Genomic DNA, 13,050 nt, shown 5'->3' with positions numbered 1-13,050 from the left:
TTAAATGTAGTACTTTATTAATAGTATGCATTTTTAATTGGGGCATCTCTCCATATGAATTTGAAGAAGTAAATTCATAAGTTGCCTAACTAGTGTCAAATAAATTGTGAGAACCCCAGTCTCCCATGAAACCAAGACTCCCTCTAAAAAAATCATCTCAACCCTTTTAATCTTTGATGGTGCGTTTATACTAACATCAGTATTGCTTAAACGCTCATTTGATGGCATTCAGTGGGAACTAATGTTAGTTGGTAGTGTAGCATATTTTTTAGGTGCTATGTTTTTAAATTTCAAGGATTCAATAAATAGATAAATTGAATAACTATATTACTTACAAAGGAGCCTTTACGTGACTCCTTTTAATTTTACAATTTTATCATAAAATTGAGTTTGACAATAATCGAATGAACGTTTATTATAGAATCATGAGATATAAAGATGAAAACAAAAGTGAATCAATTTTCCAAGCAACAATCCAACTTCTTAATGAAATTGGATTCTCAGAAATATCTATGTCTAAAATTGCAAAGAGAGCAGGGGTATCACCATCAACTATCTACGTTTACTTTGAGAACAAGGAGGATATGTTAAAAAAGATTTATCTTAATGTTAAAGAAAAACTAAGTTACGGAATGATAGGGGATATTGATACAGAAGCAGATCCAACAAAGGAAACCTTTGAAGCTATAATGAGGAATTTGATGGATTTTATTAAGAACAACAAGGAAGAATTTCTGTTTATTGAACAGTTCTCAAATTCACCTTTAGTTGAGAAGCTATGCTCAGAGGCAAGTTTAAAGTTTTTTAAACCTTTTTATGACATGGTAGAGAGAGGTAAAAAGCAAAATTTATTAAAGAATGCACACCCAGATATACTATTAACTTTTTGTTATTTCCCAGTTACTCAATTAGCAAAAGAGAATTTTAAAGGTACTTTTGAGTTTAGCGAAGAAGTTTTTAGTCAGATTATAGAAATAAGTTGGGATGCAATAAAAAAATAAAAATTTTTTTAGGGTAAAATTAAACGAACATTCGATTAAAGGGAAAATATGGACACTGGTTTTCTTAAAATAAATAAAACAATAAAGATAAAAATTTTGGAGGATGATTTAGATGAAAGGTGCAATTTTATATTTTTCATTAACTGGCAATACAAAACTTGCTTGTGAGTACATAAAGGGAAAGGTTCAAAATGTAGACTTTGATTTATTAGATATGAGAGGGGGAGTTTATGATTTAAATAAGTATGACATAGTAGGCTTTGCAAGCTTTGCTGATGAATATAGTATCGCTAGATTTGTAAGGAGCTATATTGAACATATGTCCTTCGTAAATAAACCAGCTTTTGTGTTTAGTACTTTCGGACAAGAAAATGGAGCTACTACAAAGAATATGGCTGAAGAAATAAGCAAGAAAGGCTTTAAAGTGGTTATAGACCATGCTTTACATACTCCAGAAAACTATCCCCCTGTAATTAAACATTCACATGGATTTATAAATCATCCAAATACCATAGAAATAGATGAATTTAATATGTTTATTAACGATTTAACTGATATTTGTGAGAAGATTAAAAATAAAGAAACAGTAAATGAGAAAAAGGTAGAAGCAAGTTTTAAATATAATATTTTAACTAAGCTTTCTGGTCCTAAGATGATGAGAACTATAATGGGACGTAAAAAGGTTAATGATGAGCGTTGTATTCAATGTAAGAAATGCGTTAGTAATTGCCCATATAATGCAGTAAAGATGGACAGTTTCCCAGTATTTGATGAATCTAAATGTCATGGATGCTTTGCTTGCTACAATTTATGCCCTACAAAAGCTATTTATGCAAAGGGTTATAATCAAAACTTCCATTATCCCAAGCCAAATAAAGCAATAATTCAAAAACTAAAATTATAAAGATATATGAGAGGAGCTTAAAAATGAATAAAAAAGTATTAGTTATTTATTATTCCTTACAAGGACATACTAAAGAAGTTTCAAATTTGATAAAAGATGCTATAGGAGCAGATACCTTTGAACTAGAACTTGAAAAGCCTTATAATTTAGTAACTGCAACCACCCTTGGATCAAGACATACAAAAAAAGACTTTACTCCTACATTAAAAAAACATGTAGATAATATAGAAGACTATGATGTAATTTTTGTAGGTTCGCCAATATGGTGGTATACACTTACCCCACCTGTTTTAACCTTCCTTAAAGAGCACAACTTAGAAAATAAAACAGTGGTACCATTTTGCACTCATGCAGGAAATCATGGAAGTTTCTTTGAGAAATTTAAAAATAATTGTAAGGGTACAAATATTAAAGAATCAAAAGATTTTCATAGTTCTAAGCTAAAAGATAAAGAGTCTTTAAAAAGTGAAGTAGAAGAGTGGGTACAAACTATCCTTAAAATCTAATAATAAATTATAAAATAACAGACAACATATTTATGTGCTGTTATTTTTGTTTCTCAATCAGCTTTAATGAAGTATAATAGTTATTATTAAGTAAATACAAATTAAATAAGTATTATTAAGTAAGGAGATTCACATGAACCCAAAAGAGAAAATCCCTTTCAAGAAAATCATCACAAATCTTATATTTTTTGACGTAACATTTCTATTTACATCATTAATACTTAGAAAATCATTAGCAAACGTTGATTGGAGCATAATGTTATTTGGAAGTGCAGCATATGTTTTGACTGCTTTATATTTAAACTCCAAAGCGCCCAAAAGAGAGGAATAAGGATAAGAAATTCTTAAAAACTAATAATAAATTATAAAATAACAGACCTACATGTATTTTGTACTCTGTTATTTTTTGTTTCTATATAAGTTTTAATAAAGTATAATTATATTATAAAATATATACAGATATAATAAATATTGTTAGCTTATTAAGTGGGGAGAGGCTATGAAATCCAAAAATAAAATCCCAATTAAAAAAACTTTAATATGCCTTATTAGCATGAATTTAACTTATATAATTTTCACAGTTATACGCAAAGGCTCATTTGCAAGTATCGAATGGGATATTATGCTGGTTATGAGCTTAAGCTTTTTAGTATGTTCGATGTTTATAAATTATATAGATTCATAAAAAGAATAAATTATAGCCTTAAAATTACTGCAGTAATCCTAAGGCTATAATGCTCAATATATGAAGAATGCTTTTCAACAGTTTCTCACAGCATATATTTAATCAAGTATTCTCTCAAAATAAATGCTATCGCACCATTCTCCAGTTTTATAAATATATTTATTATAACGTCCAACAAATTGAAAGCCATTCTTAATTAATACTATTTGGGAACCTATGTTATTAGGTGATGTGCCTGCTTCTAATCTATGTAGTCCATGGTTATTGACTGCTTCATCTAAAATAAGTTTTACTGCACTTGTTACATATCCCTTACCTTGATGTTCCTCACCAACTCTGTAACCCAGTTCAGCCTTATTAAAACATCCTCTTTCTATCGATAATAAATTTATTCTTCCAAGAATCATTCCATCATGATTCTTTATTAAATACATATATACTAATCCTTTCTCTTGTTCCTGAACTAACTCCTTTATTGTTGTATTAAAACTATTTAATTTATAATAGTTATCTCCTCTAGGGAAACCAACTCTCTCAAAAAAAGCTCTATTTTTAAGTTCAAATTTAAAAAGTTCTTGTGTATCTGATTCCTTAAGTAAATCAATTATAATATCTGACATAAAAAATCTCCTTAATATCCTAGTATTTTACTATTATTCAATACATTATAGTTCTTGTAAAATTATTCAATAATCTCTGCCCCATCATCAGTCAACAGAATAGCTTGGTTATTTGTAAGCTTAATCTTAGGGCAATTACTTGTATCTATTTCTCCTATCTTTGAGCCTTCTTCACAGTGAACAGAAAGCAAACAATTAATAAATCCTAAATTATTAGGAAGATTTTGTGCTGCTATCATACTTCCTGCACTGACACCAACAAAAACCCCTCCCCTTTGAACATATTCCTTTAGGAGAATATTGAATTTTATTTCATTGATCCTGTCTAGCAAATAACTAGTACTCCCTCCGCAAAAGTAAATAACATCATATTTCACAAGTTCTTCAAGTGACATCTCTTTATGCAAATCATACACATGTACATTTTCTTTTGGAATCTTTGAATTAAGTAAATCACTCATACATTTAGGTAGCATGGCAATAGCATCAGCATTATTTGCAGCCGTAGGAATAAATAAAGCCATAATTTCATTACTAGGTTTATTAACAAGTTCTAAAAATTTATCCTTAATTTTTGCATTTTCAAATCCAGCTGAGGTTAATATTATTTTTTGCTTTTTCTAAATACCCCTTCACATACAAAATTTTAGGCATTATTCTGCCAAATTCATCTGAAAGTAGTTGTTTTATATAATATATATTATACTATTTTGTTTCCAGTTCTTACAATGAATCATGGTGAGAATAGGGTATATTAAGCTAAGAAATGTAAAAACATCTTGACACTTTCAAGAAAAGTTTGGTATTATTAATATATACAAATGTAAAATGTATTTTACATTTTGGAAGAGGTATGAATTATGAGTTTTTTTAGACAAGAAGATGAAATGGATAAATTTATTGCCCTAAAGAGCTTGAAAATTGCATATTGGTTTACAGTGTCATTTTTATTGGTATGGGCTATTATTGACCTTGCAAGAGGTAATAGACATAGTGTAGCATTAGCATTGTTTTGTATTCAAAACACGTTACTTATATTCTTTGACAGATATTATAGAAGGAAACTAAGCGAGGGAAATGAAGAATAGAGTTAGAGAGTATAGAAAGCAACTAAAATTAACTCAAGATCAATTAGCACAAGAACTTGGAGTAACGAGACAAACAATTAATGCGATAGAAAACAACAAATATAACCCTACACTTGAATTGGCAATTAAGACAGGAAGATTTTTAGGTATACCAGTGGAACAATTATTTATACTTGATTAATAATATAGTAATGTTTTAAAATAAACTTAATTTTATTTTTATGACTAAGATTTCCTATTATAGGTTATATTATCTAATATGGAATCTCAATTTTGTATATATCATTGATATTTAGACAAACTATTATTATAATGATATTATCAGATAAATTAGCTTAAAATAAAAAAATATATAAAAAATATAGATAAAGTAAAATATTTCATTGTCGTTTTGACAAATTCGATATATAATATATTTCGGTAGTATTATGATTTGAACTGAAGGGAGGCGGGAATTATGTCAGAAATCAGAGTGAGAGAAAATGAATCATTAGAGCAAGCGTTATCAAGATTTAAACGTAGCTGTGCTAAATCTGGAGTCCTTTCAGAGGTTAGAAAAAGAGAACACTATGAAAAACCTAGCGTAAAGAGAAAGAAAAAGTCAGAAGCAGCTAGAAAAAGAAAGTTTAAATAACCGATTATGATATTATTTAATAAAATCCTTAGGAATTAATCATTCCTAAGGATTTTTTAATTCTACTATTTTTTGTTCTTATATTGACTCCAGAATAATATAATAGTATTGTTTAATAATGAACAGTTCCAAATGGAACGATTTAAACGGAATTATTAATAATTTATGGAGGAAAGTATGAGTACTACAATTTATTATTTCAGTGGAACAGGTAATTCTTTAAAGGTTTCAAAGGCCGTAAAAGAAGGATTAGGAGATGCAACCCTTATACAGATAACTAAGGAAAACCTTTCAATTACTAAGGATATTTCATCTGATAAGATTGGATTTGTATTCCCTGTATATTTTACTGGAGTACCTTTAATGGTTAAAAAGTTTATAGAAAATCTTGAAGTAAATAAATCAGCATATATTTTTGCCATTGCAACCTTTGGTGGAACGACAACAATATCATTAAATCAAATTGAAGATATACTAAGTAAAAAAGGAGCTTCTCTCGCAGCTGGCTTTACAGTAAGAATGCCAGGAAATTATCAAGTTATGTATGATGCATACTCAAAAGAAGTTCAAGAAGAGCGGTTTAAAGCAGCTAATGAACAAGTATTAAAGATAGTAGACAGTATAAAGAAAAATCAACATATTAAAGTAAAGATTAGTGGAGTAAAGATAGCTTTTGGAAGATTAGCATATAAGACTTTTAAGCCTAATAATATGGATAAAAACTTTTGGATAACAGAACAATGTAATGGATGCAGTACTTGCTCAAAGGTGTGTCCTGCAAGTAATATTAAAATGGTAGAAGGAAAACCAGAGTGGCAGCATAATTGTGAAGTATGCCTAGCATGCATGCAATGGTGTCCACAAAAATCTATTCAATATAAGAAAAATACTTTGAAAAGAGGAAGATATCATCATCCAGATATAAAGGTAAATGAATTATTTCAAAACCGTTAGATAAAAAGGGTGTGTACTTAATGTGTAAAGGAACTAATTGTATTCATAAAATAATGAACTTACTTAGAGTAATTCAGGGAAGCTTAAACTGTCATATTGAATCAAGTGCAGAAAACTTAGGAATAACAACTTCTCAATTTATGGTTATGTTTGAGATATATAATAATAAGGATATCTCTTTAATAGAACTAAGCGAAAAGCTTGATTTGCCAAAAAGCTCAGTTTCTAGGTTAGTGGATCAACTTGTTAATAAAGAAATTGTAATAAGGGAGATACCTAAAGAGAATAGGAGAACTGTTAAGCTCAGAATTTCATCTGAATTTTTAAAAAGTACCGATGTATGTAGTATTACGAACGAACTTAATGAGTCTATAATTGGGGACTTAGAGCCTCAAAAAACAGAAGCAATTATTTCAGCTTTAGAAGATCTTATTTTAGTATTAAAAAAGAAAAGTACAAATTAATATATTTAAATAAAAAGGACTTAATTGTCCTTTTTTATTTTTCCTAATTTAATTCACATAATAAAAAGCTAGCGCATATATAGGTAATAAAGGGAGTAAAGGGGGTATAACTATGTATCCAAGGAGAAATATAGGACTTTCAGTTATGACTTGGTATATTTATGATGGCACTGACTTAACCCGTTTATTTTCGACTACACCTCAAGAGGTGCCACAAAGAGTTACAGAAGTTTATCGTCAGTTCCTTGCTACTAATATTCATGAAAGAGCAAAGGCAATAGCTCGCCAAATTGCTCTAAAGAAACCAGATATAGTTGGTTTACAGGAGGCAGTTATTGTAGAGTTTATTCCTCCAAATGCGCATAAGATTGTTTATAATTTTGTAGATATTCTTCTATGTGAATTAGCTAGGCATGGCATAAGGTATAGATTGGTAGCACAAAACTTCAACTCTGATATTACACTTCCTGCAAGCACTGGAAATTTGGTACGTTTAATAGATAGAAATGCAATTTTAGTTCGAAGGGAAAGCGATGTAGAGATTATTAGTACCCAGGCAGCTAATTATGGAACGAATTATCAAGCTCAAATAGGTGGACAATCCTTTACAATCTTGAGAGGATGGGTAGCAGTTGATGCATTAATAAGAGGCAAAAAGTTTAGATTGGTTAATACCCAACTAGAACGTCTTTCAGCCCAAGTACAAGCTGCTCAAGCTAGTGAGTTAATATCAGCGCAAGCCAATACAAATCTTCCACTTATCCTTTTAGGTGATTTTAATGCTAATGCAAGCGTTCCAGTATCTCCAATCTACACGCTTTTTGTAACATTAGGCTTTAAAGATACTTGGGTAGTAGGTGGCGTAGGTGATGGCTTTACAGCTTTCCAAGACGACGATGTTTTAAATGCTATATCTAGCTTAAGTAGAAGAATTGATTTGATATTTACAAGGAATGGCTTTGATGCATTAAATGATGAATTAGTTGGAGAAGCCCAAGAAGACAGAACTTGCACTAGGTTGTGGCCATCAACTCATGCAGGAGTATTTTCTAGGTTGCAATTAAATTGTTAGGGTTAATTTAATAATGAGGAGTGCAAAGGCAACTTGCCAATGCACTCTTTTGTGCTTTATTTTTTATTAGTATATAATATTGTTGTGAGTCTAGGAAAGAAAGAGGTTTTCTCATGTTTAAAATAATGATTGTAGAAGATGACAAAAAAATGAGTGAAATAATCTTAGAAAATATAGTAAGATGGGGATTTGAAGGACATAGAGTTGAAAACTTTAACGATACCTTTAATGATTTTGTAAAATACGATCCTCAGCTTGTTTTAATGGATATAAATCTTCCCTCTCATGATGGCTTTTATTGGTGCGGCAAGATTAGAGAAGTATCAAAGGTTCCAATAATCTTTATATCCTCTAGAAATACTAATATGGATATAATAATGGCTGTAAACATGGGTGGAGATGACTTTATTCAAAAGCCTTTTTCGTTAGATGTGCTTATGGCAAAGGTAAATGCCCTTTTAAGAAGGACTTATGATTATATAAATGCTTTTTCTAGTGTAATTGAACATCAGGGAGTAGTCCTTAACCTAAAGGACAGTTCGGTTATATATAATGATAAAAAATTAGAGCTTACTAAGAATGAATTTAAAATCCTTTATACTCTTATGCAGGATAAGGGGGAAATAGTAAGTAGAGATGAAATAATGAGAGCCCTATGGGAAGATGAAAGCTTTGTTGATGATAATACCTTAACAGTAAATATTAATAGGCTTAGAAAGAAGCTTGAGGATATAGGACTTAAGAATTATATTCAAACTAAGAAAGGCCAAGGGTATGTAATTCTATGAAATTCACTAAATATTTAGCAGATAGAAAATTTACATTGCTTTTTTATGTTCTGCTTATGTTATTTATATCACTAGTAATTTTCTTAGATGGCTCTAAGAAAGTAAATATTGAAAATGTACTATATATTAATTTAGTTTCCTTAACCTTCTTTATCATTTATTTAATTGCTGGATATCTAAGACTTAAAGATTATTATAAAAATTTAAATAGCATTGTTGAGAATAACAGTGATGAAATTATGGATAGAATAATGACTCCTATAACTCATGAACAAATTCTTCATCATGATGTGCTTAAAGCTTTATTTAATGAACAAAGTTCAAAGATATTAAGTCTTCAAGAACATAAAAAAGATTATGAAGAGTTTATAACTTCTTGGGTGCATCAAGTAAAAACGCCTATATCTGCAAGCAGATTATTAATTGAAAATAATGCTAAGAATCCTAGTAAAGAAATTTTATATAGTCTTGAAGAAGAATTAGATAAAATTGAAAACTACATAGAGCAGGCACTTTATTATTCAAAAATAGATGACTTTTCAAAAGACTATCTAATAAATGAGCTTGAGCTTGATAGGCTAGTTAAAGAAGGGGTTAAAAAACAGGCAAAGACCTTTATTAATAAGAAGATAAATATAGAGATTGATAATACAGAACTAATAGTTACAACAGATAAAAAATGGCTAGCTTTTATTGTAGACCAAATAATAGCTAACTCCCTAAAGTATACGTCAATTGGTGGAAAGATTAAGATATATGGATTAGTAGAAGAAAAGGCTCAAAAACTAGTTATTGAGGATAATGGAATTGGAATAAAAGAAGAAGACCTTCATAGAGTCTTTGATAAAGGCTTTACAGGCTATAATGGAAGAGAGAACTATAAGTCTACGGGGATGGGACTTTACCTCTCTAAAAAGCTTGCAAGAAAGCTTGGACACGATATAACAATTGAATCAAAGTATGGAGAGTATACTAGGGTTACGATTGTGTTTCCTAGATTATTTGACTATTATGAGGTTTCGGATAAGTAAGTTATGACATAATGGTATTACTTGGTAATAATGGTATATAAAAGGGGATTTGTTAGTATGGAAGGTATATTTAAATTAGTTGTATTGATAGGGATAGGAACAATTTTTATAACTCCATTAACTCTAATTGTTGGAATAGTTAATGCAATAAAAAGGCCAGAAGGTGAGTCTAAATCATATATGATAATGGCAATAATAAGTGCATACTTGATTATTATGCCGATATTTGGTGCGATTATGCTTTTTTAAATAGTTCAAAATTTTTTATATGGATTAGTAACAGGTAGTTCGATTGAACTACCTGTTTTAGTGTATTACCCCACGCTCTGAAAAAAGTCATTCTATAATTTCGTTACACCCCACGCAGTCACTGCGAGGGGCCCACGAAAAAGAATGACTAATTTTTCAGAGCTTCCGTATGTGACAAAATCGTAAGGTTAAAATAATGTTTTGTAAGGAAGAGAAATGGATTGAATATGCTATACTTTGTACAATAATAGTGTAGTTCGAAACAAAAAATAAAGGAGAATAGATATGAATGATGTTTTAACAGCTAAAAGCTTAAAAAAAGTTTATGGATCAAGGGGCAATGTATACACTGCACTTCATGATATAGATCTAAATATTAAAGAAGGTGAATTTGTAGGGATTATGGGTCCTTCTGGTGCAGGTAAGACAACACTTTTAAATATTATATCTACCATTGATAAACCAAGCAGCGGAACAGTTACTATAGGCGGAGAAGATATTGTAAAGATGAATGAAGAAAAGCTATCTGTATTTAGAAGAAACAAATTAGGTTTTATTTTTCAAGACTTTAATCTTTTAGATACCTTAACAGTAAAGGAGAATATAGTTCTTCCACTTGCACTTTCCAAGGTTAATTTAAAGGAAATAGAAAATAGACTTAGGGAAGTAGCTAGAAGCTTAGGGATAGATAATATTTTAAATAAGTATCCTTATGAAATCTCAGGCGGACAAAAGCAAAGAACTGCAGCTGCTAGAGCGATTATAAATAAGCCAGCTTTAATCTTAGCTGATGAACCTACTGGTGCATTAGATTCTAAGTCATCAACTGAGCTTCTTCAAGCCTTAAGTGATTTAAATGAAAATAATAAAGCTACTATTATGATGGTAACGCATGATGCCTTTGCAGCTAGTTATTGCAAGAGAATAATCTTTATCAAGGATGGTTTATTATTCACAGAGATCGCAAGGGGAGGATCTAGAAAAGAATTCTTCCAAAAGATCTTAGATGTACTTAAGACCTTAGGCGGCGGATTAACAGATATGTAATAAACATACTTAAAAGGAGTGAGAAATTGATGGGCTTATTTGATATTGCCTTTAAAAATATAAAAAGAAATTTTTACAACTACTTTTTATACTTTGTATCTATGATATTTAGTATAATGATTTACTTTACTTTTACATCAATTCAATATAACACGAAGGTTCAAGAGGCTGTAGGATCTTCAGTGAATTTTTCAGCAGTATTTAAAGCTGCAGCTATAGTTGTTGCAGTATTTGTTTCCATATTCATTTGGTATTCTAATTCTTTCTTCATTAGAAAAAGAAAGAAGGAAGTTGCGCTTTATTCTTTACTTGGAATTAGAAAAAAAGAAATAGGAAGAATGCTTTTCTATGAAAATATTGTAATGGGTATACTTGCCCTTGTTGCTGGTATTCTTGTTGGAGGGTTACTTTCTAAGCTATTTATAATGTTACTTATTAAACTTATGGGCTTTTCTGCAAGTATTTCATTTATGATACCTATTAAGGCTGTTATAAATACTGCTATAATATTTTCAATATTGTTCCTCCTAACTTCAATTAACGGCTATAGACTTATATATAAATTTAAGCTTATAGAACTTTTCAAGGCTGAAAATGAAGGTGAAAGGGAACCAAAGGCATCCTTAATTAGATCAGTATTAGCTATTTTATTTATAGCTGCAGGTTATTTATTATATACAAAAGGACCACTAACTTTAAGTGTCATTGCTATACCTGTAACCTTAATACTTACAGTAATAGGAACCTTCTTACTTTTTTCTTCCTTAACACTCTTAGTTATTAAGCTATCAAAGAAAAATAAGAGAAGATACTATAGTGGCATAAACATGGTAGGAACATCTCAGCTTTTATATAGAATTAAAGGAAGTGCTAGAACCTTAGCAATAATTGCAGTATTAAGTGCAGCAACCTTAACTGCTATGGAGGTATCTTCAAGTTTCTATTATGACCTTACAGTAAACTTACAAAAAAATCATGCCTTTACTTATGCATTTGCAAGCAATAACACATCTTTAGATAAAAATGTAGAAGATATAATTTCAAAGTATCCTAAAAATAAAATACTTTCATCTGTAGATATGAATTTTGCTAAAGTCCATGGTCTATGGGTAGATGCAGATCAGGCTTCTAACTTTTATTTAATATCAGAAAGTAACTATAATAAAGTTGCAAGTGTCCGTGGATTAAAGGATAAGGTAGAGCTAAATAGTGATGATGAAGTTGTAATTTACGATGAAATCTTAAATTTTACTACAAAAAATAATTATGCAGGTAAGACAATTAATATAGACACTAATAATCAAAAGCAGACTCTAAAGGTTAAAGACTATAAAGATTATTCTCTTGTAAACACAGGAATGATTAGGAGAGTAGTTGTTGTAAAAGACGGGGTTTATAATAAGTATTACGCAAAAGACAATCTATATAGAATAAAGGGATATATTACTGATAATAAAAAAGATAGCGAAGAACTTACTAATGAGTTTATAAGCTTAATCAATAATAAACTTCCTAAATCAGATGGAAGCTATTATAATTATTCTGCATATTATGAGGATTATAGAGCAGGACTTACTTATTCAGGGCTTATAATTTTTATCGGAGCATTTCTAGGTCTTGTATTCTTAGTTGCTACTGGAAGCATAATCTTCTTTAAACAATTATCAGAGGCTAATGATGATAAAAATAGATATGAAATTCTTAAAAAGATAGGAGTTACAAGCAAAGAAATTAAAGCATCTATAAGTAAACAAATCTTTATGATTTTTGCCCTTCCATTAGGAGTGGGAATAATTCATAGCTTAGTGGCATCAACTCTTTTATCAAAGATTACAAGAATGAATTTAACATTACCTATAATCATAACAATAGGTGCCTACACAATTATTTACATGATTTATTATTTCTTAACTGTAAATTCTTACTATGATATTATTAACTCAAAAAGATATGCATAAGATAAGAAAATTGGTAAAATTACGATAATAAAGTAAGGGGTTTGTGGAA

18 protein-coding genes are annotated in these 13,050 nt (G+C 29.8%); 16 read left to right on the top strand and 2 right to left on the bottom strand.

The genetic code is table 11. From position 1 onward, the window contains the following. Window positions 1-106: 106 nt before the first annotated feature. The 5 genes from L1S47_RS12485 to L1S47_RS12465 all read left to right on the top strand — a co-directional run bounded on the left by L1S47_RS12485 (window position 107) and on the right by L1S47_RS12465 (window position 2,742). Window positions 107-313 (top strand): hypothetical protein, encoded by a 207-nt coding sequence (locus L1S47_RS12485; RefSeq protein ID WP_238883861.1) that lies wholly within the window; start codon window positions 107-109, stop codon window positions 311-313. 112 nt (window positions 314-425) lie between these two features. After that, window positions 426-1,001, top strand: a complete 576-nt coding sequence (locus tag L1S47_RS12480) for a TetR/AcrR family transcriptional regulator (protein ID WP_238883860.1) — start codon at window positions 426-428, stop codon at window positions 999-1,001. Between the two features lie 112 nt (window positions 1,002-1,113). Beyond that, window positions 1,114-1,905, top strand: coding sequence for an EFR1 family ferrodoxin (locus tag L1S47_RS12475; RefSeq protein ID WP_238883859.1), 792 nt, complete (start codon window positions 1,114-1,116; stop codon window positions 1,903-1,905). Between the two features lie 23 nt (window positions 1,906-1,928). Beyond that, entirely contained in the window at window positions 1,929-2,411 is a 483-nt protein-coding gene (locus L1S47_RS12470) for a flavodoxin (protein WP_238883858.1), read from the top strand. A 133-nt stretch (window positions 2,412-2,544) separates the two neighbouring features. Continuing rightward, entirely contained in the window at window positions 2,545-2,742 is a 198-nt protein-coding gene (locus L1S47_RS12465; RefSeq protein WP_238883857.1) for a hypothetical protein, read from the top strand. Window positions 2,743-3,194: 452 nt separating this feature from the next. Here L1S47_RS12465 and L1S47_RS12460 read toward each other — a convergent pair whose 3' ends face one another. Both L1S47_RS12460 and L1S47_RS12455 read right to left on the bottom strand, forming a co-directional pair. After that, on the bottom strand, window positions 3,195-3,716 hold the full coding sequence (locus tag L1S47_RS12460; protein ID WP_238883856.1) for a GNAT family N-acetyltransferase: 522 nt from the start codon (window positions 3,714-3,716) through the stop codon (window positions 3,195-3,197). A gap of 62 nt (window positions 3,717-3,778) precedes the next feature. Next, window positions 3,779-4,321 carry a Type 1 glutamine amidotransferase-like domain-containing protein gene (locus L1S47_RS12455; protein WP_373689078.1) on the bottom strand — a complete coding sequence of 181 codons (543 nt, stop codon included), beginning with the start codon at window positions 4,319-4,321 and terminating at the stop codon, window positions 3,779-3,781. Window positions 4,322-4,576: 255 nt separating this feature from the next. Here L1S47_RS12455 and L1S47_RS12450 point away from each other — a divergent pair, with 255 nt between their 5' ends. From L1S47_RS12450 to L1S47_RS12400, 11 genes are all read left to right on the top strand, one after another. Next, window positions 4,577-4,804 (top strand): hypothetical protein, encoded by a 228-nt coding sequence (locus L1S47_RS12450; RefSeq protein WP_238883855.1) that lies wholly within the window; start codon window positions 4,577-4,579, stop codon window positions 4,802-4,804. Next, window positions 4,794-4,985, top strand: coding sequence for a helix-turn-helix transcriptional regulator (locus L1S47_RS12445; RefSeq protein ID WP_238883854.1), 192 nt, complete (start codon window positions 4,794-4,796; stop codon window positions 4,983-4,985). Before L1S47_RS12450 ends, L1S47_RS12445 begins: the two co-directional genes overlap by 11 nt. A gap of 276 nt (window positions 4,986-5,261) precedes the next feature. Then, the gene (gene rpsU / locus L1S47_RS12440) at window positions 5,262-5,438 is read left to right on the top strand and encodes a 30S ribosomal protein S21 (protein ID WP_202768629.1); all 177 of its coding nucleotides are present in this window, start codon (window positions 5,262-5,264) and stop codon (window positions 5,436-5,438) included. Window positions 5,439-5,615: 177 nt separating this feature from the next. After that, entirely contained in the window at window positions 5,616-6,392 is a 777-nt protein-coding gene (locus L1S47_RS12435; protein WP_238883853.1) for an EFR1 family ferrodoxin, read from the top strand. A 20-nt stretch (window positions 6,393-6,412) separates the two neighbouring features. After that, a complete protein-coding gene (locus L1S47_RS12430) occupies window positions 6,413-6,856 on the top strand; it encodes a MarR family transcriptional regulator (RefSeq protein WP_238883852.1) in 444 nt (147 codons plus the stop codon). Between the two features lie 112 nt (window positions 6,857-6,968). Next, window positions 6,969-7,928: an endonuclease/exonuclease/phosphatase family protein gene (locus tag L1S47_RS12425; protein ID WP_238883851.1), complete on the top strand. Its 960-nt coding sequence runs from the start codon at window positions 6,969-6,971 to the stop codon at window positions 7,926-7,928. Between the two features lie 113 nt (window positions 7,929-8,041). Next, entirely contained in the window at window positions 8,042-8,716 is a 675-nt protein-coding gene (locus L1S47_RS12420; protein WP_238883850.1) for a response regulator transcription factor, read from the top strand. Beyond that, window positions 8,713-9,747, top strand: coding sequence for a HAMP domain-containing sensor histidine kinase (locus L1S47_RS12415; RefSeq protein WP_238883849.1), 1,035 nt, complete (start codon window positions 8,713-8,715; stop codon window positions 9,745-9,747). The genes L1S47_RS12420 and L1S47_RS12415 overlap by 4 nt, the downstream gene beginning before the upstream one ends. A 57-nt stretch (window positions 9,748-9,804) precedes the next feature. Beyond that, the gene (locus tag L1S47_RS12410) at window positions 9,805-9,996 is read left to right on the top strand and encodes a hypothetical protein (protein WP_238883848.1); all 192 of its coding nucleotides are present in this window, start codon (window positions 9,805-9,807) and stop codon (window positions 9,994-9,996) included. 285 nt (window positions 9,997-10,281) lie between these two features. Next, on the top strand, window positions 10,282-11,043 hold the full coding sequence (locus L1S47_RS12405; RefSeq protein ID WP_238883847.1) for an ABC transporter ATP-binding protein: 762 nt from the start codon (window positions 10,282-10,284) through the stop codon (window positions 11,041-11,043). A gap of 29 nt (window positions 11,044-11,072) precedes the next feature. Continuing rightward, window positions 11,073-13,001 carry an FtsX-like permease family protein gene (locus L1S47_RS12400; protein ID WP_238883846.1) on the top strand — a complete coding sequence of 643 codons (1,929 nt, stop codon included), beginning with the start codon at window positions 11,073-11,075 and terminating at the stop codon, window positions 12,999-13,001. Window positions 13,002-13,050 lie beyond the last annotated feature (49 nt).

It is taken from the genome of Clostridium sp. YIM B02551 (genome assembly GCF_022324735.1).
Lineage (GTDB): Bacteria > Bacillota > Clostridia > Clostridiales > Clostridiaceae > Clostridium_T > Clostridium_T paridis.
This window is presented reverse-complemented; position numbering and strand designations above follow the sequence as displayed.

Coding starts and splice junctions, on each gene's coding strand:
- L1S47_RS12480 (WP_238883860.1), top strand. CDS start 426: ATGAGATATAAAGATGAAAACAAAAGTGAATCAATTTTCCAAGCAACA.
- L1S47_RS12475 (WP_238883859.1), top strand. CDS start 1,114: ATGAAAGGTGCAATTTTATATTTTTCATTAACTGGCAATACAAAACTT.
- L1S47_RS12470 (WP_238883858.1), top strand. CDS start 1,929: ATGAATAAAAAAGTATTAGTTATTTATTATTCCTTACAAGGACATACT.
- L1S47_RS12465 (WP_238883857.1), top strand. CDS start 2,545: ATGAACCCAAAAGAGAAAATCCCTTTCAAGAAAATCATCACAAATCTT.
- L1S47_RS12460 (WP_238883856.1), bottom strand. CDS start 3,716: ATGTCAGATATTATAATTGATTTACTTAAGGAATCAGATACACAAGAA.
- L1S47_RS12450 (WP_238883855.1), top strand. CDS start 4,577: ATGAGTTTTTTTAGACAAGAAGATGAAATGGATAAATTTATTGCCCTA.
- L1S47_RS12445 (WP_238883854.1), top strand. CDS start 4,794: ATGAAGAATAGAGTTAGAGAGTATAGAAAGCAACTAAAATTAACTCAA.
- rpsU (WP_202768629.1), top strand. CDS start 5,262: ATGTCAGAAATCAGAGTGAGAGAAAATGAATCATTAGAGCAAGCGTTA.
- L1S47_RS12435 (WP_238883853.1), top strand. CDS start 5,616: ATGAGTACTACAATTTATTATTTCAGTGGAACAGGTAATTCTTTAAAG.
- L1S47_RS12430 (WP_238883852.1), top strand. CDS start 6,413: ATGTGTAAAGGAACTAATTGTATTCATAAAATAATGAACTTACTTAGA.
- L1S47_RS12425 (WP_238883851.1), top strand. CDS start 6,969: ATGTATCCAAGGAGAAATATAGGACTTTCAGTTATGACTTGGTATATT.
- L1S47_RS12420 (WP_238883850.1), top strand. CDS start 8,042: ATGTTTAAAATAATGATTGTAGAAGATGACAAAAAAATGAGTGAAATA.
- L1S47_RS12415 (WP_238883849.1), top strand. CDS start 8,713: ATGAAATTCACTAAATATTTAGCAGATAGAAAATTTACATTGCTTTTT.
- L1S47_RS12410 (WP_238883848.1), top strand. CDS start 9,805: ATGGAAGGTATATTTAAATTAGTTGTATTGATAGGGATAGGAACAATT.
- L1S47_RS12405 (WP_238883847.1), top strand. CDS start 10,282: ATGAATGATGTTTTAACAGCTAAAAGCTTAAAAAAAGTTTATGGATCA.
- L1S47_RS12400 (WP_238883846.1), top strand. CDS start 11,073: ATGGGCTTATTTGATATTGCCTTTAAAAATATAAAAAGAAATTTTTAC.